Annotated in this window: 24 protein-coding genes; 14 read left to right on the forward strand and 10 right to left on the reverse strand. The window is 72.0% G+C overall.

The window, feature by feature from the left end; all coding sequences use genetic code 11:
- Positions 1-33: 33 nt before the first annotated feature.
- The 11 genes from ACFWM7_RS00890 to ACFWM7_RS00940 all read left to right on the forward strand — a co-directional run bounded on the left by ACFWM7_RS00890 (position 34) and on the right by ACFWM7_RS00940 (position 8,439).
- Positions 34-984 (forward strand): Rossmann-like and DUF2520 domain-containing protein, encoded by a 951-nt coding sequence (locus tag ACFWM7_RS00890; protein ID WP_383253494.1) that lies wholly within the window; start codon positions 34-36, stop codon positions 982-984.
- Positions 981-2,009, forward strand: a complete 1,029-nt coding sequence (gene panC / locus ACFWM7_RS00895; RefSeq protein WP_383253495.1) for a pantoate--beta-alanine ligase — start codon at positions 981-983, stop codon at positions 2,007-2,009. Before ACFWM7_RS00890 ends, panC begins: the two co-directional genes overlap by 4 nt.
- Positions 2,006-3,700 (forward strand): L-aspartate oxidase, encoded by a 1,695-nt coding sequence (locus ACFWM7_RS00900; protein ID WP_383253497.1) that lies wholly within the window; start codon positions 2,006-2,008, stop codon positions 3,698-3,700. Before panC ends, ACFWM7_RS00900 begins: the two co-directional genes overlap by 4 nt.
- A complete protein-coding gene (locus tag ACFWM7_RS00905) occupies positions 3,697-3,873 on the forward strand; it encodes a hypothetical protein (RefSeq protein ID WP_383253498.1) in 177 nt (58 codons plus the stop codon). The genes ACFWM7_RS00900 and ACFWM7_RS00905 overlap by 4 nt, the downstream gene beginning before the upstream one ends.
- Complete coding sequence (gene nadC / locus ACFWM7_RS00910) at positions 3,870-4,952, forward strand: carboxylating nicotinate-nucleotide diphosphorylase (RefSeq protein ID WP_383253500.1); 1,083 nt, start codon at positions 3,870-3,872, stop codon at positions 4,950-4,952. Before ACFWM7_RS00905 ends, nadC begins: the two co-directional genes overlap by 4 nt.
- A complete protein-coding gene (locus ACFWM7_RS00915; RefSeq protein ID WP_383253502.1) occupies positions 4,952-5,749 on the forward strand; it encodes a type III pantothenate kinase in 798 nt (265 codons plus the stop codon). The genes nadC and ACFWM7_RS00915 overlap by 1 nt, the downstream gene beginning before the upstream one ends.
- 161 nt (positions 5,750-5,910) lie before the next feature.
- Positions 5,911-6,495 carry a hypothetical protein gene (locus ACFWM7_RS00920; protein ID WP_383253545.1) on the forward strand — a complete coding sequence of 195 codons (585 nt, stop codon included), beginning with the start codon at positions 5,911-5,913 and terminating at the stop codon, positions 6,493-6,495.
- Between the two features lie 81 nt (positions 6,496-6,576).
- Positions 6,577-6,756 (forward strand): hypothetical protein, encoded by a 180-nt coding sequence (locus ACFWM7_RS00925; RefSeq protein ID WP_383253504.1) that lies wholly within the window; start codon positions 6,577-6,579, stop codon positions 6,754-6,756.
- A gap of 141 nt (positions 6,757-6,897) precedes the next feature.
- Positions 6,898-7,380 (forward strand): BlaI/MecI/CopY family transcriptional regulator, encoded by a 483-nt coding sequence (locus ACFWM7_RS00930; protein WP_383253505.1) that lies wholly within the window; start codon positions 6,898-6,900, stop codon positions 7,378-7,380.
- Between the two features lie 9 nt (positions 7,381-7,389).
- Complete coding sequence (locus ACFWM7_RS00935; RefSeq protein ID WP_383253507.1) at positions 7,390-7,959, forward strand: amino-acid N-acetyltransferase; 570 nt, start codon at positions 7,390-7,392, stop codon at positions 7,957-7,959.
- 144 nt (positions 7,960-8,103) lie between these two features.
- Complete coding sequence (locus tag ACFWM7_RS00940) at positions 8,104-8,439, forward strand: Lsr2 family protein (RefSeq protein ID WP_003968298.1); 336 nt, start codon at positions 8,104-8,106, stop codon at positions 8,437-8,439.
- Here ACFWM7_RS00940 and ACFWM7_RS00945 read toward each other — a convergent pair.
- Entirely contained in the window at positions 8,418-9,032 is a 615-nt protein-coding gene (locus ACFWM7_RS00945; protein ID WP_383253509.1) for an SCO3374 family protein, read from the reverse strand. The two genes, ACFWM7_RS00940 and ACFWM7_RS00945, sit on opposite strands and share 22 nt — an antisense overlap.
- 450 nt (positions 9,033-9,482) lie before the next feature.
- Between ACFWM7_RS00945 and ACFWM7_RS00950 the strand changes: the two genes are divergently transcribed.
- Positions 9,483-12,014 carry an ATP-dependent Clp protease ATP-binding subunit gene (locus tag ACFWM7_RS00950; protein WP_383253511.1) on the forward strand — a complete coding sequence of 844 codons (2,532 nt, stop codon included), beginning with the start codon at positions 9,483-9,485 and terminating at the stop codon, positions 12,012-12,014.
- A 90-nt stretch (positions 12,015-12,104) separates the two neighbouring features.
- Here ACFWM7_RS00950 and ACFWM7_RS00955 read toward each other — a convergent pair whose 3' ends face one another.
- Together ACFWM7_RS00955 and ACFWM7_RS00960 are read right to left on the reverse strand one after the other, a co-directional pair.
- A complete protein-coding gene (locus ACFWM7_RS00955; RefSeq protein WP_383253547.1) occupies positions 12,105-15,281 on the reverse strand; it encodes an NACHT domain-containing protein in 3,177 nt (1,058 codons plus the stop codon).
- Positions 15,282-15,343: 62 nt separating this feature from the next.
- Complete coding sequence (locus ACFWM7_RS00960) at positions 15,344-15,697, reverse strand: trypco2 family protein (RefSeq protein ID WP_205085859.1); 354 nt, start codon at positions 15,695-15,697, stop codon at positions 15,344-15,346.
- Positions 15,698-16,153: 456 nt separating this feature from the next.
- On the opposite strand from ACFWM7_RS00960, the gene ACFWM7_RS00965 reads away from it, so the two are divergent.
- Positions 16,154-16,867, forward strand: coding sequence for a M23 family metallopeptidase (locus ACFWM7_RS00965; protein WP_097884880.1), 714 nt, complete (start codon positions 16,154-16,156; stop codon positions 16,865-16,867).
- A gap of 260 nt (positions 16,868-17,127) precedes the next feature.
- Here ACFWM7_RS00965 and cseC read toward each other — a convergent pair whose 3' ends face one another.
- From cseC to ACFWM7_RS00990, 5 genes are all read right to left on the reverse strand, one after another.
- Positions 17,128-18,465, reverse strand: coding sequence for a two-component system sensor histidine kinase CseC (gene cseC / locus ACFWM7_RS00970; RefSeq protein WP_383253514.1), 1,338 nt, complete (start codon positions 18,463-18,465; stop codon positions 17,128-17,130).
- Between the two features lie 100 nt (positions 18,466-18,565).
- Positions 18,566-19,279, reverse strand: a complete 714-nt coding sequence (gene cseB, locus ACFWM7_RS00975; RefSeq protein ID WP_383253517.1) for a two-component system response regulator CseB — start codon at positions 19,277-19,279, stop codon at positions 18,566-18,568.
- 150 nt (positions 19,280-19,429) lie between these two features.
- The gene (locus tag ACFWM7_RS00980) at positions 19,430-20,098 is read right to left on the reverse strand and encodes a hypothetical protein (RefSeq protein WP_383253520.1); all 669 of its coding nucleotides are present in this window, start codon (positions 20,096-20,098) and stop codon (positions 19,430-19,432) included.
- A 257-nt stretch (positions 20,099-20,355) separates the two neighbouring features.
- Positions 20,356-21,027 (reverse strand): SigE family RNA polymerase sigma factor, encoded by a 672-nt coding sequence (locus ACFWM7_RS00985; RefSeq protein WP_383253522.1) that lies wholly within the window; start codon positions 21,025-21,027, stop codon positions 20,356-20,358.
- A 158-nt stretch (positions 21,028-21,185) separates the two neighbouring features.
- Positions 21,186-22,100, reverse strand: coding sequence for an A/G-specific adenine glycosylase (locus ACFWM7_RS00990; protein WP_383253523.1), 915 nt, complete (start codon positions 22,098-22,100; stop codon positions 21,186-21,188).
- 303 nt (positions 22,101-22,403) lie between these two features.
- Here ACFWM7_RS00990 and ACFWM7_RS00995 point away from each other — a divergent pair, with 303 nt between their 5' ends.
- Positions 22,404-23,162 carry a hypothetical protein gene (locus ACFWM7_RS00995; protein WP_383253525.1) on the forward strand — a complete coding sequence of 253 codons (759 nt, stop codon included), beginning with the start codon at positions 22,404-22,406 and terminating at the stop codon, positions 23,160-23,162.
- Between the two features lie 653 nt (positions 23,163-23,815).
- On the opposite strand, the gene disA is transcribed toward ACFWM7_RS00995, so the two are convergent.
- Both disA and radA read right to left on the reverse strand, forming a co-directional pair.
- On the reverse strand, positions 23,816-24,940 hold the full coding sequence (disA, locus tag ACFWM7_RS01000) for a DNA integrity scanning diadenylate cyclase DisA (RefSeq protein ID WP_003968311.1): 1,125 nt from the start codon (positions 24,938-24,940) through the stop codon (positions 23,816-23,818).
- An 80-nt stretch (positions 24,941-25,020) separates the two neighbouring features.
- Complete coding sequence (gene radA, locus ACFWM7_RS01005; RefSeq protein WP_217227498.1) at positions 25,021-26,442, reverse strand: DNA repair protein RadA; 1,422 nt, start codon at positions 26,440-26,442, stop codon at positions 25,021-25,023.
- Positions 26,443-26,504: the final 62 nt, after the last annotated feature.

Consider the following 26,504-nt stretch of genomic DNA (forward strand, 5'->3'; position numbering starts at 1 on the left):
CCCCCGCGGACTGGAACGGAAGGCCGTCGCCGCGTGAACGCATCAGTTTCGAAGGAACCCCTCGACGCGAGGGACCGCCCCGCCCGTCTCACGGTTGGTGTCGTCGGCGCGGGCCGGGTCGGGCCCGCCCTCGCCGCGTCGCTCCAGCTCGCCGGGCACCGCCCGGTCGCCGTCTCCGGCGTCTCCGACGCCTCCCGCCGCCGCGCCGCGGCCCTGCTCCCCGACGTGCCCCTGGTGGAGCCCGCCGAGGTGCTGGCCCGCGCCGAGCTGGTGCTGCTGACCGTCCCCGACGACGTACTGCCCATGCTGGTCGAGGGCCTCGTCGAGACCGGCGCCGTACGGCCGGGCCAACTCCTCGTCCACACCTCCGGGCGGTACGGGGCCCGCGTGCTGGAACCCGCGCTGCGGGCCGGGGCCCTGCCGCTCGCGCTGCACCCGGCGATGACGTTCACCGGCACCGCCGTCGACGTGCAGCGGCTCGCGGGCTGCTCCTTCGGCGTCACCGCCCCCGAGGAGCTGCGGCTCGCGGCCGAGGCCCTGGTCATCGAGATGGGCGGCGAGCCCGAGTGGATCGCCGAGGAGTCCCGCCCGCTCTACCACGCGGCCCTCGCGCTGGGCGCGAACCACCTGGTCACCCTGGTCGCCCAGTCGATGGAGCTGCTGACCAGGGCCGGGGTCGCAGCCCCCGACCGGATGCTCGGCCCGCTGCTCGGCGCGGCCCTGGACAACGCCCTGCGCTCCGGCGACGCCGCGCTGACCGGCCCGGTCGCCCGGGGGGACGCGGGCACGGTCGCCGCGCACATCGGTGAGCTGCGCGCCCATGCCCCGCAGGCGGTGGCCGGATATGTCGCGATGGCCCGCGCCACGGCCGACCGGGCGCTCGCCCACGGCCTGCTCAAGGCCGAGCTGGCCGAGGACCTCCTCGTCGTCCTGGCCGACCAGGAGCGCCGCCCCGGCGGCCCCGGACCGGGGGAGACCCGATGACGCACACGGCCAGGACCGCCAGGACCGTCCTCCTGCGCACCGCCGCCGAGCTGGACGCGCTGTCCCGCCCCGCCGGAGCCGAGCGGGCCGTCGTCATGACGATGGGCGCGCTCCACGACGGCCACGCCACCCTGATCCGCACCGCCCGCGAAGCGGCCGGCCCGGACGGCCAGGTGGTGGCCACCGTCTTCGTGAACCCGCTCCAGTTCGGCGAGGCCGCCGACCTCGACCGCTACCCGCGCACCCTGGACGCCGACCTGGAGATCGCCGCGGCGGCGGGGGCCGACGCGGTCTTCGCCCCCGGCGTGGACGAGGTCTACCCGGGCGGCGAGCCCCAAGTCCGGATCACCGCGGGCCCCATGGGCGAGCGCCTCGAAGGAGCGGCCCGCCCCGGCCACTTCGACGGGATGCTCACCGTCGTCGCCAAGCTCCTCCACCTCACCCGCCCCGACGAGGCGTTCTACGGGCAGAAGGACGCCCAGCAGCTCGCCCTGATCCGCCGCATGGTCCGCGACCTGAATTTCGGCGTCCGCATCACCGGCGTCCCCACCGTCCGGGACGCGGACGGCCTCGCGCTCTCCAGCCGCAACCGGTTCCTCTCCCCGCAGGAGCGGCACACCGCCCTCGCCCTGCCCCGCGCCCTGTTCGCGGCGCAGGACCGGCTCGCCGCCCAGCAGGCCCTGCACGAGCGGGCCAAGGCCACCGCGGCCGGCGGCGACCGGGCCGCCGGGCTCAACCGGCTCGGCGAGGCCCGCGCCGCCGCCGACGCCCAGGCCGTCGCACTGGCCCGACCCAACGGGGCGCCCGCCGCCGTGCGCGCCGCCGCCCGGACGGTCCTGGACGAGGCCGCCGCCCGGGACCGGGTGCCGCTCACCCTGGACTACCTGGCCCTGGTGGACCCGGCGGACTTCACCGAGATTTCGGACGACCGCGAGAGCGGGGAGGCGATCCTCGCCGTCGCGGCCCGGGTCGGGAGCACCCGCCTCATCGACAACATCCCCCTCACCTTCGGAGCCCTGACGTGACCGGAATACGGCTGACCGCCCCCGCCCCCGGCTGGGCCATCGACGCGGACGTCGTGGTGGTCGGCTCCGGCGTCGCCGGGCTCACCACGGCGCTGCGCTGCGCCGCGGCCGGCCTGGACACCGTCGTCGTCACCAAGGCCCGCCTGGACGACGGCTCGACCCGCTGGGCCCAGGGCGGCATCGCCGCCGCGCTCGGCGAGGGCGACACCCCCGAGCAGCACCTCGACGACACCCTCGTCGCGGGCGCGGGCCTCTGCGACGAGGAGGCCGTGCGCACCCTCGTCACCGAGGGCCCCGACGCCGTACGCCGGCTGATCACCACCGGCGCGCACTTCGACACCACCGACAGCGGCGACATCGCGCTGACCCGGGAGGGCGGCCACCACCGCCGCCGCATCGCCCACGCGGGGGGCGACGCGACCGGCGCGGAGATCTCCCGCGCCCTGGTCGGGGCGGTCCGCGAGGCCGCCCTGCACACCATCGAGAACGCGCTCGTCCTGGACCTGCTCACCGATGCCGAAGGCCGTACGGCGGGCGTTTCGCTGCACGTCATGGGGGAGGGCCAGCACGACGGAGTCGGCGCGGTCCGGGCCCCCTCGGTGGTCCTGGCCACCGGTGGCATGGGCCAGGTCTTCTCCGCCACCACCAACCCCTCCGTCTCCACCGGCGACGGGGTGGCGCTCGCGCTGCGGGCCGGGGCGGAGGTCTCCGACCTGGAGTTCGTCCAGTTCCACCCCACGGTTCTCTTCCTCGGCGCGGACTCCGAGGGCCAGCAGCCGCTGGTCTCCGAAGCCGTACGCGGCGAGGGCGCGCATCTCGTCGACGGCGACGGCGTCCGCTTCATGCTCGGACAGCACGAGCTGGCCGAGCTGGCCCCGCGCGACATCGTCGCCAAGGGCATCACCCGCCGGATGCACGAGAAGGGCGCCGAGCACATGTATCTGGACGCCCGGCACTTCGGGGCGGCCATGTGGGAGCAGCGCTTCCCCACCATCCTGGCCGCCTGCCGGTCCCACGGCATCGACCCGGTGACCGAGCCGGTCCCGGTCGCCCCGGCCGCGCACTACGCCTCCGGCGGCGTCCGCACCGACCTGCGGGGCCGCACCACCGTCCCCGGCCTGTACGCCTGCGGCGAGGTCGCCTGCACCGGAGTGCACGGGGCCAACCGCCTCGCGTCCAACTCCCTCCTGGAGGGCCTGGTCTTCGCCGAGCGCATCGCCGCCGACATCGCCGAGGTCCGCCCGCCCCGCACCGAACCGGTCCAAGCCTCCCGCGACGCCGACGGCCCCGCCCTGCTGCTGGCCCCCGAGGCCCGTACGGCGATCCAGCGCACGATGACCCGGGGGGCCGGGGTCCTGCGCTCGGCCGCCTCCCTGGCCGTCGCGGCCGAGGAGCTGGAGACCCTGCACCGCGAGGCCGCCGCCGACGCGGACGGGCCCAGGGTCTCCAAGGCCGTGGTCCCCGGGGTCGACGCCTGGGAGGTCACCAACCTGCTCCTGGTCTCCCGGGTCCTGGTCGCCGCCGCCCGGGAACGCGAGGAGACCCGCGGCTGCCACTGGCGCGAGGACCGGCCCGACCGTGACGACGCCCACGGCCGCCGCCACCTGGTCGTCCGCATCGGACCGGACCACACCCCGGTCGTCCACCGGACGGAGACCGCCGCATTCCCGCCCGTACGCACGTCGGATTGAGCAGACTGCTGGAAGCAGCCGCTCCGCCGCACCCGTGGAGCAGCTCCGGCACCATCCGCAACAACGCACGCAGCACCAGCACCATCCGCAACAACACACGCAGCACCGGCACCACCCGAAGCACCAGCCGCACCCGCACCACCCGCCACGCCCCCGAGGAGCCGTCACCGTGAGCACGCCCGAAGAGAATCCGCGCCCCACACCCGTGGACGTACCGCTGATCAGCGTCGGCGCGCCCGCATCGTCGTCCGTACCGGCGGGAGGCGGCTGCGGCGACGGCTGCGGTTGTGGCGGCGACGACGGATTCGACCCCGACGCCCTGGAGTGCGGCCTGGACCCCGCGCTCGCCCTGCTCCTGGCCCAGGCGGGGCTCGACCCCGTCCAGGTCGAGGACGTCGCCCATGTGGCGATCGAGGAGGACCTCGACGGCGGGGTGGACGTCACGACCGTGGCGACCGTCCCCGAGGACGCCGTGATCACCGGTGACTTCACCGCACGCGAGGCGGGCGTGGTCGCCGGGCTCCGGGTCGCCGAGGCGGTCCTGTCGATCGTCTGCACCGAGGAGTTCGAGGTCGAGCGGCACGTCGAGGACGGCGACCGGATCGTCCCCGGCCAGAAGCTGCTGACCGTCACCACCCGCACCCGCGACCTGCTGACCGGCGAGCGCAGCGCGCTCAACCTGCTCTGCCGCCTCTCGGGCATCGCCACCGCCACCCGTGCCTGGGCGGACGTGCTGGAGGGCTCCCAGGCCAAGGTCCGCGACACCCGCAAGACGACGGCGGGCCTGCGCGCGCTGGAGAAGTACGCGGTGCGCTGCGGCGGCGGCGTCAACCACCGGATGTCGCTCTCCGACGCGGCGCTGGTCAAGGACAACCACGTGATCGCGGCGGGCGGCGTCGCCGAGGCGTTCAAGAGGGTCCGCGCCGAGTTCCCCGACCTGCCCATCGAGGTCGAGGTCGACACGCTGGACCAGGTCCGCGAGGTGCTGGACGCGGGCGTCGACCTGATCCTGCTGGACAACTTCACCCCGGCCGAGACCGCCGAGGCGGTCGTCCTGGTCGCCGGCCGGGCGGTCCTGGAGTCGTCGGGCCGCCTCACCCTCGACTCGGCCCGCGCCTACGCCGACGCGGGCGTCGACTATCTCGCGGTCGGGGCGCTCACCCACTCCTCGCCGATCCTCGACATCGGCCTGGACTTCCGCGACGCCGACGCCGACGCCGACGCCTCCGCCACCGACGGGGCCGACGCCTGATGCTGCTCACCATCGACGTCGGCAACACGCACACGGTCCTCGGCCTCTTCGACGGCGAGGAGATCGTCGAGCACTGGCGGATCTCCACCGACGCCCGCCGCACCGCCGACGAACTGGCCGTCCTGCTCCAGGGCCTGATGGGCATGCACCCGCTGCTCGGTATGGAGCTGGGCGACGGCATCGAGGGCATCGCGATCTGCGCCACCGTTCCCTCGGTCCTGCACGAGCTGCGCGAGGTCACCCGGCGCTACTACGGCGACGTCCCCGCCGTGCTGGTCGAGCCGGGCGTCAAGACGGGCGTGCCGATCCTGATGGACAACCCCAAGGAGGTCGGCGCGGACCGCATCATCAACGCGGTCGCCGCCGTCGAGCTGTACGGGGGCCCGGCGATCGTCGTCGACTTCGGCACCGCCACCACCTTCGACGCGGTCTCCCCGCGCGGGGAGTACACGGGCGGGGTGATCGCCCCCGGCATCGAGATCTCGGTCGAGGCGCTCGGCGTCCGGGGCGCCCAGCTCCGCAAGATCGAGCTGGCCCGGCCGCGCAGCGTGATCGGCAAGAACACCGTCGAGGCCATGCAGTCCGGCATCATCTACGGCTTCGCGGGCCAGGTCGACGGGGTGGTGGCCCGGATGAAGAAGGAACTGGCCGCCGACCCGGACGACGTCACCGTCATCGCGACGGGCGGCCTTGCTCCGATGGTGTTGGGGGAGTCCTCGGTCATCGACGAGCACGAGCCGTGGCTGACGCTCATCGGGCTGCGCCTGGTGTACAAGCGGAACATGTCCCGCTCGTAGGGGCGGGCCCGCAGGAGCCCGGCGTACCTGTGGGAACGGCCGGGACCGGGGCCCGGAGGACCGTTCCGGCGCGCCGCGCCACCGGCGACCAGTTAAACGGATTTTGTCCATTTAGCACGTATTGTCGCGTTATGCCCACGCCCTACGGTTCACGAGGCGGCATGGCGTTCAGCGCGGACGAGCTGCGGGTGCTCCGACGTGCCCTCGCCACCGCCCTCCACCCCACGCCCCTGTCCGACGAGGACGTCCAGGACTGCCTGCGGCTCGCGGGCTCCGTGGACGAGGCGGTCGGCGAGGCGGGTCGGCTGCGCGCCTTCCTGCTCGCCGACCTCGCCCGCTACCGCAACGCCCTGCCCGGCTCCGCCACCGGCTACCTGGAGCTGCTCCAGGACGCCCTGGCGGCCGGCTACGACCCCCGCCCGGACGATCTGGCCGCCCTGCGGGCCCTGCGCGGCAGCCCGCTCGCGGCGGCCCTCCTGGAACGCTGTCAGGTGCTCGCCGAGCGTTCCGTACGGGCCCGCCTCGCCGGCCGCTCCGCCGGGCTCGCGGCCCCCGGCCCCCGCAGCCGGCTGCTCGCCCTCCCCGGTGGCCGCGCCGCCGCCCGGGAACCGGACCGGCCCAGGACCCCGGCCGCGCCCGGTAACCCGCAGAAGCCCGGCGACCGCCCGATGCCCAAGCCCTCCGAGGTCTTCCCGCCGCGCCGCCGGCCGGCGCCGCCCCCGTCCGAGGAGCGGGCGGCCGGCTGACCCGCCGGCGTTCACCGCCGCGGCGGCCTCCACCGGGAGGTCGCCGCGTCGGGCCGCTGCGGGCTCGCTACTCTGGACGGCATGGACTACGTATCCGCGCTCGTGCCCCCCGTGGTGATGGCCGTCTTCTTCGTCTCCCTGATCGTGATCATCGTCAAGAGCCAGGGTGGTCCGAACAAGACCAAGGAGGACGCCGTGGTGGACGCGGCGATCGCCCGCGCGGAATCCGCAAAGCAGACCGCTCGTCCGGAGAATGTCTGACCGAATGCCTGACCGCGGGAGCGGCCCGCCCGCCCGCGTCTTCCCGGGACGCGCCCCCTGAGCGCACGACTCCTCGGAGTCGTGCGCTTTTTGCTGCGCAAAGAGCAGGCCATTCGGGACATCTAGCACTAAAGTGATCGCGTGCCCCGTCAATTGGGAGACCTCGAAGACGCCGTGATGACGCGCGTCTGGCAATGGAACCGACCGGTCACGGTGCGGGAAGTCCTTGAGGACCTTCAGCAGGAACGGTCCATCGCCTACACGACCGTGATGACGGTAATGGACAATCTCCATCAGAAGGGCTGGGTACGCAGGGAAGTCGACGGCCGGGCCTATCGATATACGGCCGTCTCCACCAGGGCCGCCTACTCGGCCGCACTGATGAACGAAGCCTGGTCACTCAGCGACAACCCCGCCGCCGCGCTTGTCGCGTTCTTCGGCATGATGTCCGCCGAGCAGCGCGAAGCACTGCAGGACGCCGTTCGTATGGTTTCCCCCAATCCTGCGGAAACCACCCCCGGCGGCCCCGCCGAAACCACCCCCGGCAACCCCGCGGAACCGACCGCCCACGCCGCCGGAGATGACGTACCGACCGATGACGCGACGGCGGAGAGCGGGCGATAGCGTCGGGGCATGTCCTCAGAGCAGCCGCAAAGCGATCCGGAAACCGAACTCCATACCGACCCGTCGGTAAATAAGCCCGCCATCACCGTCCGGCGGGCCAGGACGAGTGATGTCGGGTCCGTGCGACGACTCCTCGACGGGTACGTGTCCGGCGGCATCCTGCTCGACAAAGCGACCGTCACCCTTTACGAGGACATCCAGGAGTTCTGGGTCGCGGAACGCGACGAGGACGCGACCGTCATCGGCTGCGGCGCACTTCATGTCATGTGGGAAGACCTGGCGGAAGTGCGGACCCTTGCCGTCGACCCCCGCGCGAAGGGCGCGGGAGTCGGGCATCACGTGCTGGACAAGCTCTTGCAGACCGCGCGATGGCTCGGTGTCCGGCGGGTTTTCTGCCTCACCTTCGAAGTGGACTTCTTCGCGAAGCACGGCTTCGTCGAGATCGGAGAGACGCCCGTCGACATCGATGTCTACAGTGAGCTGCTGCGTTCCTACGACGAGGGTGTCGCGGAGTTCCTCGGTCTCGAACGAGTGAAGCCGAACACCTTGGGCAACAGCCGGATGCTTCTGCACCTGTGATCTGCAGAAGGACCTGCAACCCTATGTCCGAATCGCGCACGTTTCCCGTCTTCCCGGGCCGCTGAACCTCTCCCGGGGGTTTGTGTTTTCGGGGGAAAAGCGGTTTCCTTTCCGCGTACTCCATTTTCGATGAAAGGAAATCCCGTGGCACAGAAGGTTCAGGTCCTTCTTGTCGATGACCTCGACGGTGTCGAGGCCGACGAGACCGTCACGTTCGCCCTTGACGGCAAGACGTACGAGATCGACCTCACCACGGCCAACGCGGACAAGCTTCGCGGCCTTCTCGAGCCCTACACCAAGGGTGGACGTCGCACCGGTGGCCGTGCCGCCACGGGCCGTGGCAAGGGCCGCGCCGTGGCCGGCGGTAACAAGGACACCGCGGAAATCCGCCGGTGGGCGCGGGAGAACGGCCACAATGTGAATGACCGTGGCCGCGTTCCCGCCGAGATCCGTGAGGCTTACGAGAAGGCCAACGGCTGATCTGCCGTACCTCTTGTCAGCACCCCTGTCGGCACCCCGGAACGGGCGCACGACAACCGGACCCGATGGCATTCCGTGGCCGCCGCGTCCACCAGGCGTACGAGATCGGGGGCATCCCCACCGCTGCTCCCGAAGCCCGCGAAAGCCGGCAGCACCGGCTCGGGCGCACGCCTCGGCTCTGGGGGCCGCAGCCACACAGCGGCCCCCGGCGAGGCCCCCGGGGCACCCGGGAGAGGCGGGGCCGCGACACGGCCCCCCGCGCCCACGGCGGTCAGGTCCAGCGCGACCGGACCCCACTCCAGCCAGTCGAGCAGCCCCGGCAGCTCGTCGGCGCCGCCCGCGGCGACCAGCAGCCCCATCCGCGTACCGGACAGCAGCACGGGGCCGGTGCGCACCCCGCGCCGCAGCACGGCGTGACCGGCCTCGGCGGGCAGCTCCAGCACATCGAAGCCCACCCCGGTGAGCAGATGGAGCGGATCCCGCCCCGCGGTGGCCCAGCCCAGCTCCTTCGCGTACCGCCGGGCGAGTGCGGCATCGGCGGAACCCGGAGCGACATCGGGCGACGATCGGGGCTGCGGGACGGTGGGGGTCATGTCCGATGAACCGCCGAACCGTCCCCGGAGTTACGCAGGGTCCGCTCCGCGTCACGTTCCGTTCTGCCCTTAGGGGCGCGCGAGAGCATTCAGCAGCGCAAGGTTGTTCGCCCGTAGCGGAGGGAACCGGGGCGCGCCGCATGGACTGTCAGTGATTGCGGGTAAGACTTTCCTAGTGGGAAGGGGCGACACGCTGGCCGAGGCGTCTCACGTTCGCCATCGGCGTACTGGCGAAAGGGGTATCTGCCTGGCCTGCGGGAACATCGTCTCGCACCATCGGGTTGGAGCAGTTGTCAGCTGTTCGGCAGTAAGAATCCCCGCCCGGCGCGGGGTGATCCGGACGGATGTCGGCAGTTGGAATGAGCTGTCCCGTCCTGCGGGACTAGCATGCGGAAGGACTGGGAGGGGACCGACCCCTCACTGACCGACCGCTCTGAGGAGCGATTAACGATGTTCGAGAGGTTCACCGACCGCGCGCGGCGGGTTGTCGTCCTGGCTCAGGAAGAAGCCCGGATGCTCAACCACAACTACATCGGCACCGAGCACATCCTCCTGGGCCTGATCCACGAGGGTGAGGGTGTCGCCGCTAAGGCCCTGGAGAGCCTCGGGATTTCGCTCGAGGCGGTCCGCCAGCAGGTGGAGGAGATCATCGGGCAGGGCCAGCAGGCTCCGTCCGGGCACATCCCCTTCACCCCGCGAGCCAAGAAGGTCCTGGAGCTGTCGCTCCGCGAGGCCCTTCAGCTGGGCCACAACTACATCGGCACCGAGCACATCCTGCTCGGCCTGATCCGCGAGGGCGAGGGCGTCGCAGCCCAGGTCCTCGTGAAGCTGGGCGCCGACCTGAACCGGGTCCGGCAGCAGGTCATCCAGCTGCTTTCCGGATACTCGGGCGGCAAGGAGACGGCGGCCGCGGGCGGCCCCGCCGAGGGCACGCCCTCCACGTCCCTGGTGCTCGACCAGTTCGGCCGGAATCTCACCCAGGCCGCTCGTGAGTCCAAGCTCGACCCGGTCATCGGGCGCGAGAAGGAGATCGAGCGGGTCATGCAGGTGCTGTCCCGCCGGACCAAGAACAACCCGGTCCTCATCGGCGAGCCCGGCGTCGGCAAGACGGCGGTCGTCGAGGGCCTGGCCCAGGCGATCGTCAAGGGCGAGGTGCCCGAGACCCTCAAGGACAAGCACCTCTACACCCTGGACCTCGGCGCACTCGTCGCCGGTTCGCGGTACCGGGGTGACTTCGAGGAGCGCCTGAAGAAGGTCCTCAAGGAGATCCGCACCCGCGGCGACATCATCCTGTTCATCGACGAGCTCCACACGCTGGTCGGTGCGGGTGCCGCGGAAGGCGCCATCGACGCGGCTTCGATCCTGAAGCCCATGCTGGCGCGCGGTGAGCTCCAGACCATCGGCGCCACCACGCTCGACGAGTACCGCAAGCACCTGGAGAAGGACGCGGCCCTCGAGCGCCGTTTCCAGCCCATCCAGGTCGCGGAGCCGTCGCTGCCGCACACCATCGAGATCCTCAAGGGTCTGCGCGACCGTTACGAGGCCCACCACCGGGTCTCCATCACGGACGAGGCCCTCGTCCAGGCCGCGACCCTGGCCGACCGGTACATCTCGGACCGCTTCCTGCCGGACAAGGCGATCGACCTGATCGACGAGGCCGGCTCCCGGATGCGCATCCGCCGGATGACCGCGCCGCCGGACCTCCGCGAGTTCGACGAGAAGATCGCGGGCGTCCGCCGCGACAAGGAGTCGGCCATCGACTCCCAGGACTTCGAGAAGGCAGCCTCCCTCCGCGACAAGGAGAAGCAGCTGCTGGCGGCGAAGGCCAAGCGCGAGAAGGAGTGGAAGGCCGGCGACATGGACGTCGTCGCCGAGGTCGACGGCGAGCTGATCGCCGAAGTCCTGGCCACGGCGACCGGCATTCCGGTCTTCAAGCTGACGGAGGAGGAGTCCTCCCGTCTGCTGCGCATGGAGGACGAGCTCCACAAGCGCGTCATCGGGCAGAAGGACGCCATCAAGGCCCTTTCGCAGGCGATCCGCCGTACGCGAGCCGGCCTGAAGGACCCGAAGCGCCCCGGTGGCTCGTTCATCTTCGCCGGTCCGTCCGGAGTCGGTAAGACCGAGCTGTCCAAGACGCTCGCCGAATTCCTCTTCGGCGACGAGGATGCGCTGATCTCCCTCGACATGTCGGAGTTCAGCGAGAAGCACACGGTTTCCCGCCTCTTCGGTTCGCCCCCCGGTTACGTGGGGTACGAGGAGGGCGGCCAGCTCACCGAGAAGGTGCGCCGCAAGCCGTTCTCCGTCGTCCTCTTCGACGAGGTCGAGAAGGCCCACCCCGATATCTTCAATTCCCTGCTCCAGATTCTGGAGGACGGTCGCCTGACCGACTCCCAGGGTCGGGTCGTGGACTTCAAGAACACGGTCATCATCATGACGACCAACCTCGGGACCAGGGACATCTCGAAGGGCTTCAACCTGGGCTTCGCCGCCCAGGGCGACGTCAAGACGAACTACGAGCGGATGAAGACCAAGGTCAACGAAGAGCTCAAGCAGCACTTCCGGCCGGAATTCCTCAACCGTGTCGACGACACGGTGGTCTTCCACCAGCTGACCGAGGAAGACATCATCCAGATCGTCGACCTCATGCTCGCCAAGGTCGACGAGCGTCTCAAGGACCGCGACATGGGCATCGAGCTCAGCGGCGAGGCCAAGACGCTGCTCGCGAAGAAGGGCTACGACCCCGTGATGGGCGCCCGGCCCCTGCGCCGGACGATCCAGCGGCAGATCGAGGACATCCTCTCCGAGAAGATCCTCTTCGGCGAGCTGCGTCCCGGTCACATCGTGGTCGTGGGCACCGAGGGAGAGGGCGACGACAAGACGTTCACCTTCCGCGGCGAGGAGAAGTCGGCTCTGCCCGACGTCCCCCCGATCGAGCAGGCGGCAGGCGGCGGCAGCGGCCCGAACCTGACGAAGGACGCGTGACGCGCACGTAGGGCCTGAGCCCGCGCTGAGGGGCTGCCCCGGAACCGGTATCCGTACCGGTCCGGGGCAGCCCCTTTTCGTGTTCCCGGGTCAGTAGGACCTGACGGCGAGCCGGTCGCCCAGTTCCTCCGCCCCGATGAGGCGGGACTGCCTCAGCCCGGTCACCTCCACCTGAAGGTCCGGCCAGGCGTGCAGGGACGTGAGGTCCAGGACGCGCCGCTCCGAGGCGTTCACGACGAGTTTCGTGACTCCGGGGAAGAGCTTCCGCAGCACGCCCATGTCCTTGCCGTGGTGAGGAGCCGGAACGGTCAGGTGCTCGACTGCGGGGGCGTCATGCTTCGGGTTCGGCTGGTGCGCCCAGGGAAACGCGGTGAGGCTGAGACGGGTGATCCGGGAGTGCTCCCGCAGGGCGGTAAGGGCGTCGTTGAACGTCGTCGGCTCGGAGATCTCCAGATTTCTGAGCGATGTCCAGGCGTCGAGGCCGTCCAGCGTGAGCGGACGTTGGTTCGTCACGGTCAACGTGCTGACGCCGGGGTGGGCAGCGATCTCGCTCAGCCGGTCGACCGCGAGCTGGTTCAGGCCGAGGTGTTCCAGAGAGCGAAGGCCGGTCAGCGGGGCGAGGTTCCCGAGCCGTATCGTCTGCATGTCCAGAGCCAGGGACATGAGCCCGTCGAGTTCGGTGAGCGGCGCCAGGTCCTGGACCGCGGGGCACTGTGTGATGCCCAGCCCTCGCAGGGTGGCCTTGAGGGGGCTCAGGCAGGAGAGCCCAGCGAGCAGGGTGTTTGGGCCGACGCCGAGCACCTCGATCCGGCGGCCTTCCAGCGCCGCACCGATCTCCGCTTCGGGCAGATCCCCGTGCAGCGACAAGGCGTACAGCGGTGGGAGGTGCCGCAGCGCCCTCAGCCGACCAAGGTCGCCCACCATGAGAACGGCCCGCCGGAGATCGCCGTGGACCAGCACCTCGGTGGCGTACTCCTCGGGCGGAAAGCGGTCCCAAGCGGTCATAAAGATGCTGCTGAGGTCGGGATGGGCCTGTAGCCACTCCTGGGCGTGGCGGACGGCGGGGGCTCCTCCGATCCGTACGATCAGCCGGGCCACGTTCTCGGCGCCGGGCTCCTCGGCGGGCACCTCCTGAGGCTCCGGCAGGAACTCCAGCGCGGCCGGTCCCAGCCGGGCCAGCGAGCGTACGTGTTCGTCGTCGGCCGGCGGGAACAGTGACGCCGTGCTGCGCCGGACCCGGTCCCGTACCGCTCCGTCCAGCCAGGTCGCGTGCCCGGCGCACAGGGCGGCGAGGACGTGGAGGCCGGTGCGTTCGATCGTCCCGGTCGCCTGCTGCTGACCCGCGTCCAGCAGCCCTGTCACCAGCGCGGCCAGCTCCCGCCGTCCGCAATGCCCCGCCGCCAGCAGGACCACGTCCTGCCAGGACTCCTCGCCGGCGTGGCGCAGCAGCTCGCCCAGGTGCTCGTCCTCGACGAGTTCCTTCGCGGCCAGATAGTCCTGGAAGGTGCGGTGGATGAACTGGTAGGTGTCGTCCCCGTGTTCCTGGAGCAGGCCGCTGCGGTTGAGCAGATGGGTGAGGATCTTCTCCGGCGGGCCCTGGACGCTGACCCGTTCCATTCCGGTCAGGGCGCGGCGGAGCTGGCGCAGGGCCTGGGGCCGGGTGAACTCCGACTGGCCCTCCCGGACCAGCCACACGGCGATCCGCTGGAGGAGCTGGGTGGATTCCTCGACGTCCAGGTCGATGCCCTCGGGGCTCCCCATCCGGCGTCGGTCGTCCCGGTGGCCGAGCAGCATCTCCAGGGCCGAGCGGTACAGCTGCCAGCGGGTTTCCGGCAGGAAGCCGTCGCGGCGGCGGTGCAGGGCGCAGATCACCGCGCAGAGCAGCGGCGTACGGGCCAGGTCACGGAGCGTGGGGTTCTGGGCGAACTGGTGGGAGAGGTCGCGCTCCAGTCCGTCCAGCCGCTCGGCGTCGTCCTCCTCCGACAGCCGGGCCGCCCGGTGCCAGGAAGCCACGAAGGACTGGATGTCCTCGTTCCGCATCGGCAGCAGCCGCAGTTCCGCGAAGTCCTCGGAGCGCAGCCAGTCCGCCTCGACGGCGAGCGGCCGTACGGTCACGACGCACCGGGTGTCCGGGAAGCGGGCCAGGAGCTGCGAGAGCCAGGAATGGGCCTGCTCGCGCTCCTCCGGAGGTACCTCGTCCAGGCCGTCCACGAGCAGTAACGCCCGCCCCGAGGCCAGAACCCGGCCCGCCCACCCCTCCGGGGCCGTGTCGATCGGCAGGTCCGCCGCGGTGGACAGCTCGGCCGGGCCCGGGAACGTCACCCCACGGGCCCGCAGGGTGCGCAGGGGCACTACAAAGGGGACCAGGCCGTTGAGCGGGGCCAGCGCGTCCCCCAGCGTGCGGGCCGAGGCGTGGGCGGCCAGCCACCACAGCAGCGTCGTCTTGCCCGCACCCGCATCGCCACGGAGCAGCACCCGGGGGCGATCGGCGAGAAGGTCGTCGATGCGCCGGGGGAGGGGCGGGCCCGGGGCGGCCCGGTCCTGGGCCTGGGCCTCCAGGCTCAGATACGCCGTGTCCAGGTCCCATTCCCGGTCGTGGCGGCTCAGCTCGTCCAGGCCGAAGATCTTCGTACGGCGGTACGCGACGCCGAGCGCCTGCGCGTACTCCGTCTCGTACCGCAGGTCACGCGGGAAGCTGCCGTGGACGCGTTCCTCGCGCAGCTCGACCCCGGCCCGTCGGCAGACCAGCCGGAAGGGCTTCGCGGCGAGGACCGGCCCCAGCGGCACGCACTCGACCCGGCGGCCGTCGCGTTGCCGGGCCACCTGGCGGGCCACGCCCAGCAGCACGTCCCCCATGAAGACCGGCCCGCCGGAGAGCCCCGACAGGGCGGCCGACTCGTCGTCCGGGCGGGCGGCGGGCGGGCCGTCCAGATCGCAGACCAGCAGGTTGCGGACCTGGCCCGCCACGGGCAGGACCGTCGCCGTGTACTGGTCCGCCTCCAGGCGCCGGTCGGGGCCGTAACGCTGGACGCGGGGGAAGCCGGTGATCTCGCAGCCGGGAATCGCCTGGCGGGTGTCGATCACGCCGAGCCGCACGGGCGGGGCGGCCCGCACCGGTTCGACGGCCTCCAGCAGGGCGACGTCCAGTTGGTAGTCGATCCAGGCGACGGTGGCCCGTATCCGGTCCGGGCGGGCGGGGTGGGCGATGTGGACGGAGCCCGACTTGACCACGTGGGCGCAGGTCAGGACGAGGCGATCGGTGATCATTACGCCGCTGCCCTGCTGGATCGCGGAGACGACGACCGTACGGTCGGCCAGGTGCACCGAGGTCACCGCTGCCCGGCCCCGCCGAACCCCGCAGTCGACCCGTCGTCCTCGGTCCCGATCTCCCACGCCTCGCCCGTCGCCGCGTTGCGCGGAGTCAGGGTGAAAGCCACCTTGTGCGTGCGGCCCGTGGTGCGGGCGGCGTCCGCGCCGGCCTCGACCACCCAGGCTTTCACCTTGCCGCCCGCCTTGGCCTCCCGGCGCAGTTCGAGGGTGAACTCCATCTGGATGTCGCCGACCGCGAAGGACACCGGGTGGTCCGTGGCCCGGGTCGCCGCGTCGATGAGCTGGTTACGGATGGACGCGACGGCGTCCGCGAGCTCGATGCCGTCCAGTGCGTGGGTGTTCTCGGCCGTCATGGGACCCCCCGGGGTGCGGTGCCGCTTTCCCGTCAGCGTAGTGAAGTAGCGGGCCGAAGGTCCCGAAACGGAAGGACCAAGGTCCCACCGGCGGTGACAAGGCGCACAGCCCGAAACAGGCCTACTACCCGGGCCAGTAGAAAGGGCCGTGATCGGCCTCGGGACCTTCGGCCCGGCGTCGGCAGGCCCTTCCGAGGTTCTGGGCGATACAACCGTTTCGCGGTGCCATGTCCGGAAAAGGCCCCATGGAACAGGCGTTAAACGCCTTTCGCGCGAAGGATTTCGTCGCCCGCGCCGACCCCTTGCGGAGGGACAACCTCGGTCAATTCCCCCCGCCCTCTCTACGGCTTTTCTTCGTAGATGGGGTGTTTGAGCATCGGCCGGGGTGCGGGTTACCAAGGTTGAGCAAGCCCGGACAGCACGCCGGGTCCACTCACCTTCGGAGGACTTCCTCGTATGAAGCGCGCAACGAACCAGCACACCATCCGCCCGTCCGCCTTCCGCGTCCGTGGCGCCGTCCTGGCCGCCGGCCTGGGGGCGTCCGTGGTGCTGGGTGCCGGAACGGCGTTCGCCTCCAGCGGCACCGCCGCCGCTGCCCCCCTTGCCGCGAGCACGACCGCCGACTCGGTCGCCCAGCAGGCGGCCGCGCAGGCCAAGGCCGCGGACGCGGCGAAGAAGACGGCCGCGAAGAAGGCCTCCGACGCCAAGAAGAAGGCCGAGGACAAGAAGAAGGCCGCGAAGAAGAACGCCGCCTCCTGGAAGACCCCGGTCAAGAAGTACAAGCTGACCGCCAGCTACGGCACCGGCGGCGCCCGCTGGGCCGCCAAGCACTCCGGCCAGGACTTCGCCGTGCCGATCGGCACCACGGTCACGGCCGCCCACACCGGCACCGTCGTGAAGGCCGGCCCGAACGGCGCCGGTGACGGCCCCGCGTACGGCAACGCCATCGTGATCAAGCACTCCAACGGCAAGTACTCGCAGTACGCGCACCTGTCGAAGGTCAACGTGAAGATCGGCGAGAAGGTCAAGACGGGCGAGAAGATCGCGCTGTCCGGCAACACCGGAAACTCCAGCGGCCCGCACCTGCACTTCGAGATCCGCACCACCCCGAACTACGGCTCGGCGCTGAACCCGGCCGCGTTCCTCCGCTCGGTGCACGTCTCCATCTGATCCGGCCGGCGTAACCGCGCGGACACCGGCCGGAGACCAGGCGCCCAGCGCCGCACGGCACCCGGCGGCCGCGCAGCACAACCGAAGAGCGTTCAGTGGACCCGTTACACCCCGGTACCCGGGGCGTGCGCCCGGGTCACCCGACCGACGGCGACGTCGAGGACAGCCTCACGGCTCACTCCTCGGGGTCGCCGTCGGCGTTTCTCCGTCGACCCTCGGGGTTGCCGTCGGCGTTCCCGCAGGACCAGCAGGTGTGCCGGTCAGTCCGACGCCTGCCGCTGGTCCGCCATCCGCAGTACCGGGAAGCTCCCCGTCACCGTCGGCGCGTGCTCCGGCAGCCACAGCACCGCGATCGCCCCGCCCGTGCCCTCCGCCGCACCCGAGGGCGCCGCGTTGCGGAAGGTCAGCCGGGCCCCCAGCACCCGCGCCTGGCCCGCCGCGATCGTCAGGCCGAGACCGTGCCCGTGCCCGGCCCGGTCCATGGAGCCCGTACGGAACCGGCTCGGCCCGTCCCGCAGCAGCTCCTCCGGGAACCCCGGACCGTGGTCGCGGACCCGGACCACCCGGCCCTCGACCGAGACCTCCACCGGGGTCGAGCCGTGCTTGGCGGCGTTCCCGAGCAGATTGCCGAGGATGCGCTCCAGCCGGCGCGGATCGGTGGAGACCCACGACTCATGGATCACCCGCACGGTCACATCGGGGTCCAGCAGCCCGATCCGCCGACTGACGAACTCGCCGAGCGGCAGCTCCTGCAGCTCCGCCCGCTCCGAGGCGCTGTCCAGGCGCGCCACCTCCAGCACGTCCTCGACCAGCGTCCGCATGGCCTGGGCCCGGTCCCGTACCAGCTCGGTGGGGCGGCCCGGCGGCAGCAGCTCGGCCGCCGTGAGCAGCCCGGTCACCGGGGTACGCAGCTCGTGGGCGATGTCCGCGGTGACCCGGCGCTCCGCCTCGATCCGCTCGTTCAGCGCGTCGGTCAGCGCGTCGACCGCCCGCGCCAGCTCGTCCGTCTCGTCGCGGACGACCCCGCCGACCGCCTCCCTGACCCGTACGTCCGTCTGCCCCTGGGCGACCCGGCCCGCCGCGGCCGCCGCCTTGCGCAGCCGGCGCGAGAGCTGGCCGCCGATGAGGACCCCGAGCGCGCAGCCGCCGAAGACCACCGAGACCGAGCCGATGATCAGGGCCCGGTCCAGGTCGTCCATGATCGTGGCGGAGCGGTCCGCGAACCGGGTGTGCAGCGAGAGCACGTCGCCGTTGGCCAGCGGCACGGCCGCCCAGACCTCGGGAACCCCGTCGGCCCTCTGTTCCACATGGGTGGCCCGGCGGTCCTTGCGGACCTCCTCGCGCAGGGTCGGCGGGATCGTCGGGTCGTTGAGCTTCGCCCCGAACTTCGGCCCGCCCTTCTGCATGCTCGTCGCCTCGTAGAAGCGCTGGGCGCCCAGCAGCCGCTCCAGCTGCACCTCGCGGGCGTTCTCGATCATCGAGACACGGGCGGCGTTGTGCACCACGAGGCTCAGCGCCACCGCGATGAGCGCGCCGACCGCCGCGATGGCGATGCTGATCTTCCAGCGGACACCGGTCCGCAGGGCCAGCCGCTTCATGGGCCCACCACCGGCCGCTCCACCTGTGCCCGTCCCGGCCGCTCCGTCTGTGGCCCCCTCAGCCGCACCTGTGGCCGCCTCAGCCGCACCTGTGGCCGCTTCATCCGCGCAGCTTGTAGCCGAAGCCACGGACCGTGTCGATCCGGTCCTGGCCGATCTTGGTGCGCAGCCGCTGGACGTGGACGTCCACGACCCGGGTGTCACCGCCCCAGCCGTAGTCCCAGACCCGCTCCAGCAGCTTGTCGCGGGACAGGACCGTTCCCGGCGCGGACGAGAACTCCAGCAGCAGCCGCATCTCGGTGGGCGTCAGCGCCACCTGCTCACCGGCGCGCCGCACCTCCATGCCGTCCGTGTCGACCTCCAGATCACCGAAGACCAGCACCCCGCCGAGCGCCTCGTCGTCCCCCTCCGTACCGCCCGGCCCCACGCCGTCCGGCCCGGCCGCGTGGCCGAAGCGGCGCAGCACCGCCCGGATACGGGCGACCAGGACCGCCCCGTCGAAGGGCTTGGTGACGTAGTCGTCGGCTCCGGCCTCCAGGCCGAGCACCACGTCGATCGAGTCGGCCCGCGCGGAGAGCATGATCACCGGTACGGTCGACTCGTCCCGGATACGGCGGCACAGGCTGACCCCGTCCAGGCCCGGCACCATCACGTCGAGCAGGGCGATGTCCGGCCGGTCGGCGCGGAACGCCTCAAGGCCGGAGAGCCCGTCGGGCATCGCGGTGACCGTGAAACCGACCCGCTCCAGGGCGAGCTGGGTGGCCTCGCGGATGACGTCGTCGTCCTCGACGAAGAGGACGTGGGTCTCGGCCATGGGGCTGCTTCTCGCTTTCCGTTCCCGCCCGGTTCCACCGGCGCGCCTTCGTTCCCGCCCGGTTCCACCGACGCGCCTTCGTTCCTGCCCGGCGCCGGCTCCCCGCCCGGTGTCAGTCCTGTCCGGCTCCGGGCGGGGAGCCCGCCCGTGTCAGTTCCTGTCCGGCTCCGCCGGTTCGTCCGCCGGATCCGGTTCCACCGGCTCCGACTGCACGGGCAGGTCGCCGTCCGTGCCCTCGACGGCACGGCTGAAGTCGTTGTGCACGCGGTCGTGCTCGGTGAAGCGGTCGCTCGCCCAACGGTAGGTGACCACCTCCGAGCCGGAGGGGGAGGCCAGCGGATCCTTCGACCCGTAGACCTGGGTCGTCACCACCAGGTCGCCCCGGTCGATCGTTCCGTAGACGGCGGGGACCTCGGCCGCGAAGACGTTCTTGTACGAGCCGTCGTCGTCCGCCCGGTACACATACGTTCCGACGCTCACCGAGTCGGCGCAGTTCATCACGTTGACCACTACGTCGGCAGACCGGCCGCCGGTCATCGACCCGTAGGAGGTGTCGACCGGATAGGCCTTGCCCGCGCAGGGCTTGAGCCCCTCCCGGACGCGTTCGCCCACCTTGGGGTCGCTCTTGAGGAGCCGTACGGCATCGACCCGCCGGACGGCCGGGGTCGTGCCGGAGGGGCTGGGCTGCTGGGTGATCTGGGCGACCGGCTGACTGCCGGCGGGGCCCTCGTCCCGGGTGCCGGTGCCGCCCGTGGAGCAGCCGACGCCGAACAGCCCGAAGGCGACGAGTCCGGCCAAGGCCGTGCAACCCGCCGCCATACCGCCCCGGAATCTCCGCGACCGGCCCGATCTCCCCGGCCCGTCGCCGTCGCCGGGGCCCCCGGGGCCCCCGGGGCCGCTCGGGGGCGAGCCGTTCCCGGAGCCGTTTCCTGAGCCGCTCAGGGAAGACTGGCTCAGGGAAGACTGGCTCAGGGAAGACCGGCTCAGGGAAGACCGGCTCGGGGACGAGTCGCCCCCGGAAGGGCTGCCGTGGACGTCGCCCCCGAAGCCGCCGCCCCCACCGCTGCTGCTGCCACTCAGGCCGCGCACCGCTCCATCCCCCGCTCGTCGTGACGCCCGTTCCGCTGCGCCGGTGTGTGCGCCCCCGGCCCCGGCACCGCCGTGAGCGGCGACCGCTGGGCGGGGACACGGGCGGAGGCGGCCGGCGCCGCGCTCCGGTGGCCCCCGGTCTCCCGGGCCACCGCCTCGCGGCTGTCCAGCTCACGGCTCTCCAGCTCCTGGCGCAGCCGCGCCAGGGCCCGGTGCAGCGTGCTCTTGACCGTACCGGCCGACATGCCGAGCGCCGCGGCCGTCTCCTCCGTGCTCATCTGCTCCCAGTGTCGCAGCACGACGACGCTGCGCTGCTTCGGAGCCAGAATGCCCAGGATGTCCATCAGCAGGGCGCGGTCGGCGCGCTGCTCGCTGCCGTCCTCGACGCTCGCGTCGGGCAGCTGCTCGGTCGGGACCTCTTCGAGCTTGCGCGCCCGCCACCACTCCGTACGGGTGTTGATCATGACGCGGCGCAGATAGGCGTCGGCCAGCGACTTGTCGGCGATGCCGTCCCAGCGGCCGTACGTGCGCACCAGGGCGGTCTGCAGCAGGTCCTGGGCGTCCACCGGGTCCGGGACCAGACGACGCGCGCTGCGCAGCAGCGCGTCCTGCCGTGTGCGTACGTAGTCCTCGAACGCGAGCACCTCGCCCTGCGCCATGACAACCGCCTCCGTCCCCGATGAATCCCCGTGTTCACTGCTGTCGGAGACGCTACGGAGGCGTTGTCACGGCGATGTGCGGAGCAGCCGTAGGCCGGTGCACGGCTGCCCATCGGTTGTGTAACAGCGGGGCCGGGGCCCCGGGAACTCCGGCGGGATCAGGTCAGCGGCAGCCGGTACCGCCCGTCGGCCAGCGGCTCGACGAGCCCGTCCGCCACCAGCCCGTCCAGCGCCCGGGCCCGCTGCACCGGCTCCTCCCACACCGCGTCCAGCGCGGCCTGCGGTACGGGGTTCAGCGCGTCCCGCAACACCGCCAGCAGCCGCCCGCGCACCTGGCGGTCGGTCCCGGCGTACGTCTGGCCCTTGCGCGGCGGCCCTTCGTGCGCGGGCTTCCCGGCCAGCCGCCAGGCACACCGCGAGGCGATCGGGCACCGGTCGCAGTCCTCGTTGCGCGCGGTGCACACGAGGGCGCCCAGCTCCATCGTGGCCGCCGCCCAGCGCGCCGCCCGCTCGTCCTCCTCGGGCAGCAGCGCCCGGGCGAGCTTGCGCTCGGCGGCCGTCGTCGCGTTCGGCGGGTACTGGACGCCGGTCGCGGCGCGGGCGAACACCCGGCGGACGTTCGTGTCGAGCACCGCGTGCCGCTGTCCGTACGCGAACGAGGCCACGGCCGCCGCCGTGTACTCGCCGATCCCGGGCAGCGCCAGCAGCTGGGCGTGCTCGCTCGGCACATCGCCGCCGTGCCGTTCCGTTATCGCCTGCGCTGCCCCGTGCAGCCGCAGGGCGCGGCGCGGATAACCGAGCCGGCCCCAGGCGCGGACCGCCTCACCGGGCGCCTCGGCGGCCAGGTCGGCGGGGCGGGGCCAGCGGGCGAGCCACTGTTCGTACACCGGGAGGACCCGGCTCACCGGGGTCTGCTGCAGCATGAACTCGCTGACCATCACGCCCCAGGCGCCCGCTTCGGGGCGGCGCCAGGGCAGATCGCGGGCATGCTGCTCGAACCACCCGATGACGGGGGTGTGGAGTGAGGCGGCGGCGGGGGGCGTCTGGGGTGAAGTCGAAGTCAAGGCAGTCATGGCACTGACGATCCTGGCACGGAAGGCGGGGCGGGCGTCACGGGCGCGGGGGTGTCGGCCCGCGCGGCGGCCCAGGAGGTGACAACGCCACCCGTTCTGTCCCCTGTGACCGGCTCGCGACGCCCCTCCCGTGATGATGATCGGCAAAACTTGTGAGCGGAGCGGCGGGTGGGGCCGGAGTCGGCCCGGATCTCTCGTAGAGTTCGGGCCGTGGGATCTATGCGCAATCCGGTCGGTCCGCTTCCCTCCAGCATCTACTGGCGACGAAGGGCGGTAGCGGGACTTCTGGTTGCGCTGCTCGCCGTGTTGATCGCCTGGGCGGTGACGTCCGGAGGTGGTGGAGGCAGCCGCGACGACGGCAAGCCCGGCGGCTCCGACCCGGTCGAGTCGATCACCCCCGGTCCTGGCAGCTCCGGTCCCGCGATCAGCCAACAGCCGGGCGGCCGCGACGAGTCGGACGACGAGGAGGGCTCCGGCGGGTCGGGCGGCTCCGACGGCTCCGGTGAGTCCTCCGGCGGCGAGGGCGACGGCGGTTCGTCCGACGAGGCGTCAACAGGCGCTACGGGCACGGGTGATGCGGACTCCTCCGGTGCGGGTTCGGCCGGATCGGGCGGCGGCGGCACGGCGGGCCAGCAGGTCCCGGCGGGCTCCCCGCTCCCCGAGTGCAAGCCGGCGGCGGTGCAGTTGAGCCTGCGGACGAAGGTCAGTTACGGCCCCGACGACAAGCCGAAGTTCGAACTGATCGCGAAGAACACGTCGTCGGCGGCGTGCAAGGCGGACTTCGGGCCGAAGAGCGCGGTGCTCACGGTGACGGAGGCGGGCGGCGAGGACGACGACCCGATCTGGTCCTCGAAGGACTGCCCCGCGGAGGCCGGTCCGCTGTTCCTGAAGGTCCCGGCGGGTGCGACGGTGATCCACACGGTGGACTGGAACCGGGCCCTGTCCGGGCCGGGCTGTGCGACGCCGCCGGCGGGGAAGGCGGGCCCGGGAACGTACCTCCTGGAGGCGAAGGCCCCCGGCGAACCGATCCAACGAGCCTCCTTCGTCCTGGCCAAGGACTGACGGACCCGCGCCCAGCCGCCCCGGCGACCACTCAAGCCGGTCCGGCGTTGAGGACGGAACCTTCCAGTCGGGCGGGCGGTGCACTCATGGGGTCGGGTGGGCCCGTGATCCCAGCCGGTCCGGCGTTTGAGGACGGAACCGTCCATTCGGGCGGGCGGTGCGCCCACGGGCTGGGGCGGGCCCGTGATCCCAGCCGGTCCGGCGTTTGAGGACGGAACCGTTCAGTCGGGCGGGCGGTGCACTCATGGGGTCGGGTGGGCCCGCGATCCCAGCCGGTCCGGCGTTTGAGGACGGAACCGTCCAGTCGGGCGGGCGGTGCGCCCACGGGCTGGGGCGGGCCCGTGATCCCAGCCGGTCCGGCGTTTGAGGACGGAACCGTCCAGTCGGGCGGGCGGTGCACTCATGGGGTCGGGTGGGCCCGTGATCCCAGCCGGTCCGGCGTTTGAGGACGGAACCGTTCAGGGGGACGAGCGAGGCACCTACGGGCCGGGCCAGCCCGTGTGGGCACGGTTCACCCAAGCCCGGGGTTCCGTCCTCAATCGCCGGACGGGCTGGAGGTGGTCCGGGCTCAGCCCTCAAGTGCCGGACGGGCTGGAGGTGGTCCGGGCTCAGCCCTCAAGTGCCGGACGGGCGGGAAGCGGCGCGGCCAGACCTCAGACGTACCGCTCCAGGATCGACGACTCCGCCAACCGCGAAAGCCCCTCCCGCACGCTCCGCGCCCGCGCCTCGCCCACCCCGTCCACCGTCTGGAGATCGTCCACGCTCGCAGCCAGCAGCTTCTGCAGACCGCCGAAATGCTCCACCAGCCGCTCGATGATCGCCCCCGGCAGCCGCGGCACCTTCGCCAGCAGCCGGAACCCCCGCGGCGACACCGCGGAGTCCAGTGTCTCCGGCGAGCCGCTGTACCCCAGCGCCCGCGCCACCACCGGCAGCTCCAGCAGCTCCGTGTGGCTCAGCGCGTCCAGCTCCGTCAGCGCCTCCGCCACCGTGCGTGACCGTTTCGCCGTCGGCTCGGGCACGTAGTCCCGGACCACCAGCTCCCGCTCCGGCTCCACACCCGCGATCAGCTCGTCCAGCTGGAGCGACAGCAGCCGTCCATCGGTCCCGAGCTCGACCACGTACTCCGCGATCTCCGTCGCGATCCGCCGCACCATCTCAAGACGCTGCGCCACCGCCGTCACGTCCCGCACGGTGACCAGGTCCTCGATCTCCAGCGCGGACAGCGTGCCCGCCACCTCGTCGAGGCGGAGCTTGTACCGCTCCAGCGTGGCGAGCGCCTGATTGGCCCGGGACAGGATCGCGGAGGACTCCTCCAGGACCCGCCGCTCCCCGTCCACGTACAGCGCGATCAGCCGCATCGACTGGGAGACCGAGACGACGGGGAAGCCGCACGCCTTGGAGACCCGGTCCGCCGTCCGGTGCCGGGTGCCCGTCTCCTCCGTGTGGATCGAGGCGTCCGGCACCAGCTGCACACCGGCCCGCAGGATCTTGGTCATGTCCTTGTCCAGGATCAGCGCCCCGTCGAGCTTGCACAGCTCGCGCAGGCGCGTCGCCGTGAACTCCACGTCCAGCACGAATCCGCCGGTGCACATCGACTCGACGGTCTTGTCCATGCCCAGCACGATCAGCCCGCCGGTATTGCCGCGGAGAATGCGCTCCAGGCCGTCCCGCAGGGCCATACCGGGCGCGACCGCGCTCAACGAGGCGCGCATCAGCGCCTCGTTGCCGGTGCCTTGGCCGGACTTTCCGGGCGTCGTCGCCCGGTCGTTGGCTGCCACTGCACTCCTCCGGTCACAGGTTTGCGGTGCCCTTGCGTCCCCCATGCCGTGTCCACGGGCGGGCGAGACCAGGGCAAAGTCTACCGGCGCGCGTTGTCTTCCTGACGAGGCTGCGGCGCCTCTTGGCGAGACCGGCGCGGGAGGACCCGCAGAGCGTCGCCCATGTCGGCGACTTCCGTGACCTTCATACCGGCCGGGACCTTCCCCGGATCGGTCGGGACCAGGGCGTGGGTGAAGCCCAGACGGTGTGCCTCGGCCAGTCGCCGCTGCACCCCGGTGACCCTCCTGACCTCGCCCGCGAGCCCCACCTCACCGATCGCGACCAGGTTCTTCGGGAGCGGGGTGTCGCTGGCCGCGCTGGCCAGCGCGAGCGCGATCGCCAGGTCGGCGGCGGGCTCGGTGAGCTTCACGCCGCCCACCGTCGCGCTGTAGATGTCCCGCTTGCCGAGCGCGCTGATCCGGCCCCGCTGCTCCAGCACGGCGAGCATCATCGAGACCCGGGAGGTCTCCAGACCGGAGGTCGTGCGCCGGGGCGAGGGGATCTGCGAATCGACGGTGAGCGCCTGCACCTCGGCGACCAGGGGCCGCTTGCCCTCCAGCGTCACGGTGAGGCAGGTGCCCGGCACCGCCACGTCGCGGCGGGTCAGGAACAGGCCCGAGGGGTCGGCGAGGCCCGTGATGCCCTCGTCGTGCAGCTCGAAGCAGCCGACCTCGTCGGTCGCCCCGTAACGGTTCTTGACGCCGCGCACCAGCCGCAGCCGGGCGTGCCGGTCGCCCTCGAAGGACAGCACCACGTCGACCAGGTGCTCCAGCAGCCGGGGCCCGGCGATCGCGCCGTCCTTCGTGACGTGGCCGACCAGCAGCGTGGCCATGCCGCGCTCCTTGGACGCCCGGATCAGCGCCCCGGCCACCTCCCGGACCTGCGCCATCCCGCCGGGCGCGCCGTCGATCTCGGGCGAGGCGACCGTCTGCACCGAGTCCAGGACGAGCAGGGACGGCTTCACCGCGTCCAGATGGCCGAGCACCGCCGACAGATCGGTCTCCGCCGCGAGGTAGAGGTGGTCGTTGATCGCCTTGATCCGGTCCGCCCGCAGCCGGACCTGGCTCGCGGACTCCTCGGCGGTCACATAGAGCGTGCGGTGGTCGTCGCTCGCCGCCTTGGCCGCCACGTCCAGCAGCAGCGTCGACTTGCCGACACCCGGCTCGCCCGCCAGCAGCACGACAGCGCCCGGCACGAGCCCGCCGCCCAGCACCCGGTCCAGCTCGCCGACGCCGGTCGAGCGGGCGGTGGCCGTCCTGCTGTCGACCTGGCCGATCGGCAGGGCGGCGGTGGAGACCCGGCCGGCCGCGGTGGTGCGCACGGCCGGGGCGCCGCCGAACTCCTCGACCGTCCCCCACGCCTGGCACTCGGGGCAACGGCCGAGCCATTTGGCGGTGGTCCAGCCGCATTCGGTGCAGCGGTAGGACGGCCGGTCCTTCGCGGATTTCGTACGGGCAGCCATGGCGTCACCGTATAGGTGGGGTACGACAACGCCGCCCCCGCGGTCGGCGCGCACCGCCCCTC

This window comes from Streptomyces sp. NPDC058375 (assembly GCF_042723425.1).
GTDB classification, from domain to species: Bacteria; Actinomycetota; Actinomycetes; order Streptomycetales; family Streptomycetaceae; genus Streptomyces; species Streptomyces durocortorensis.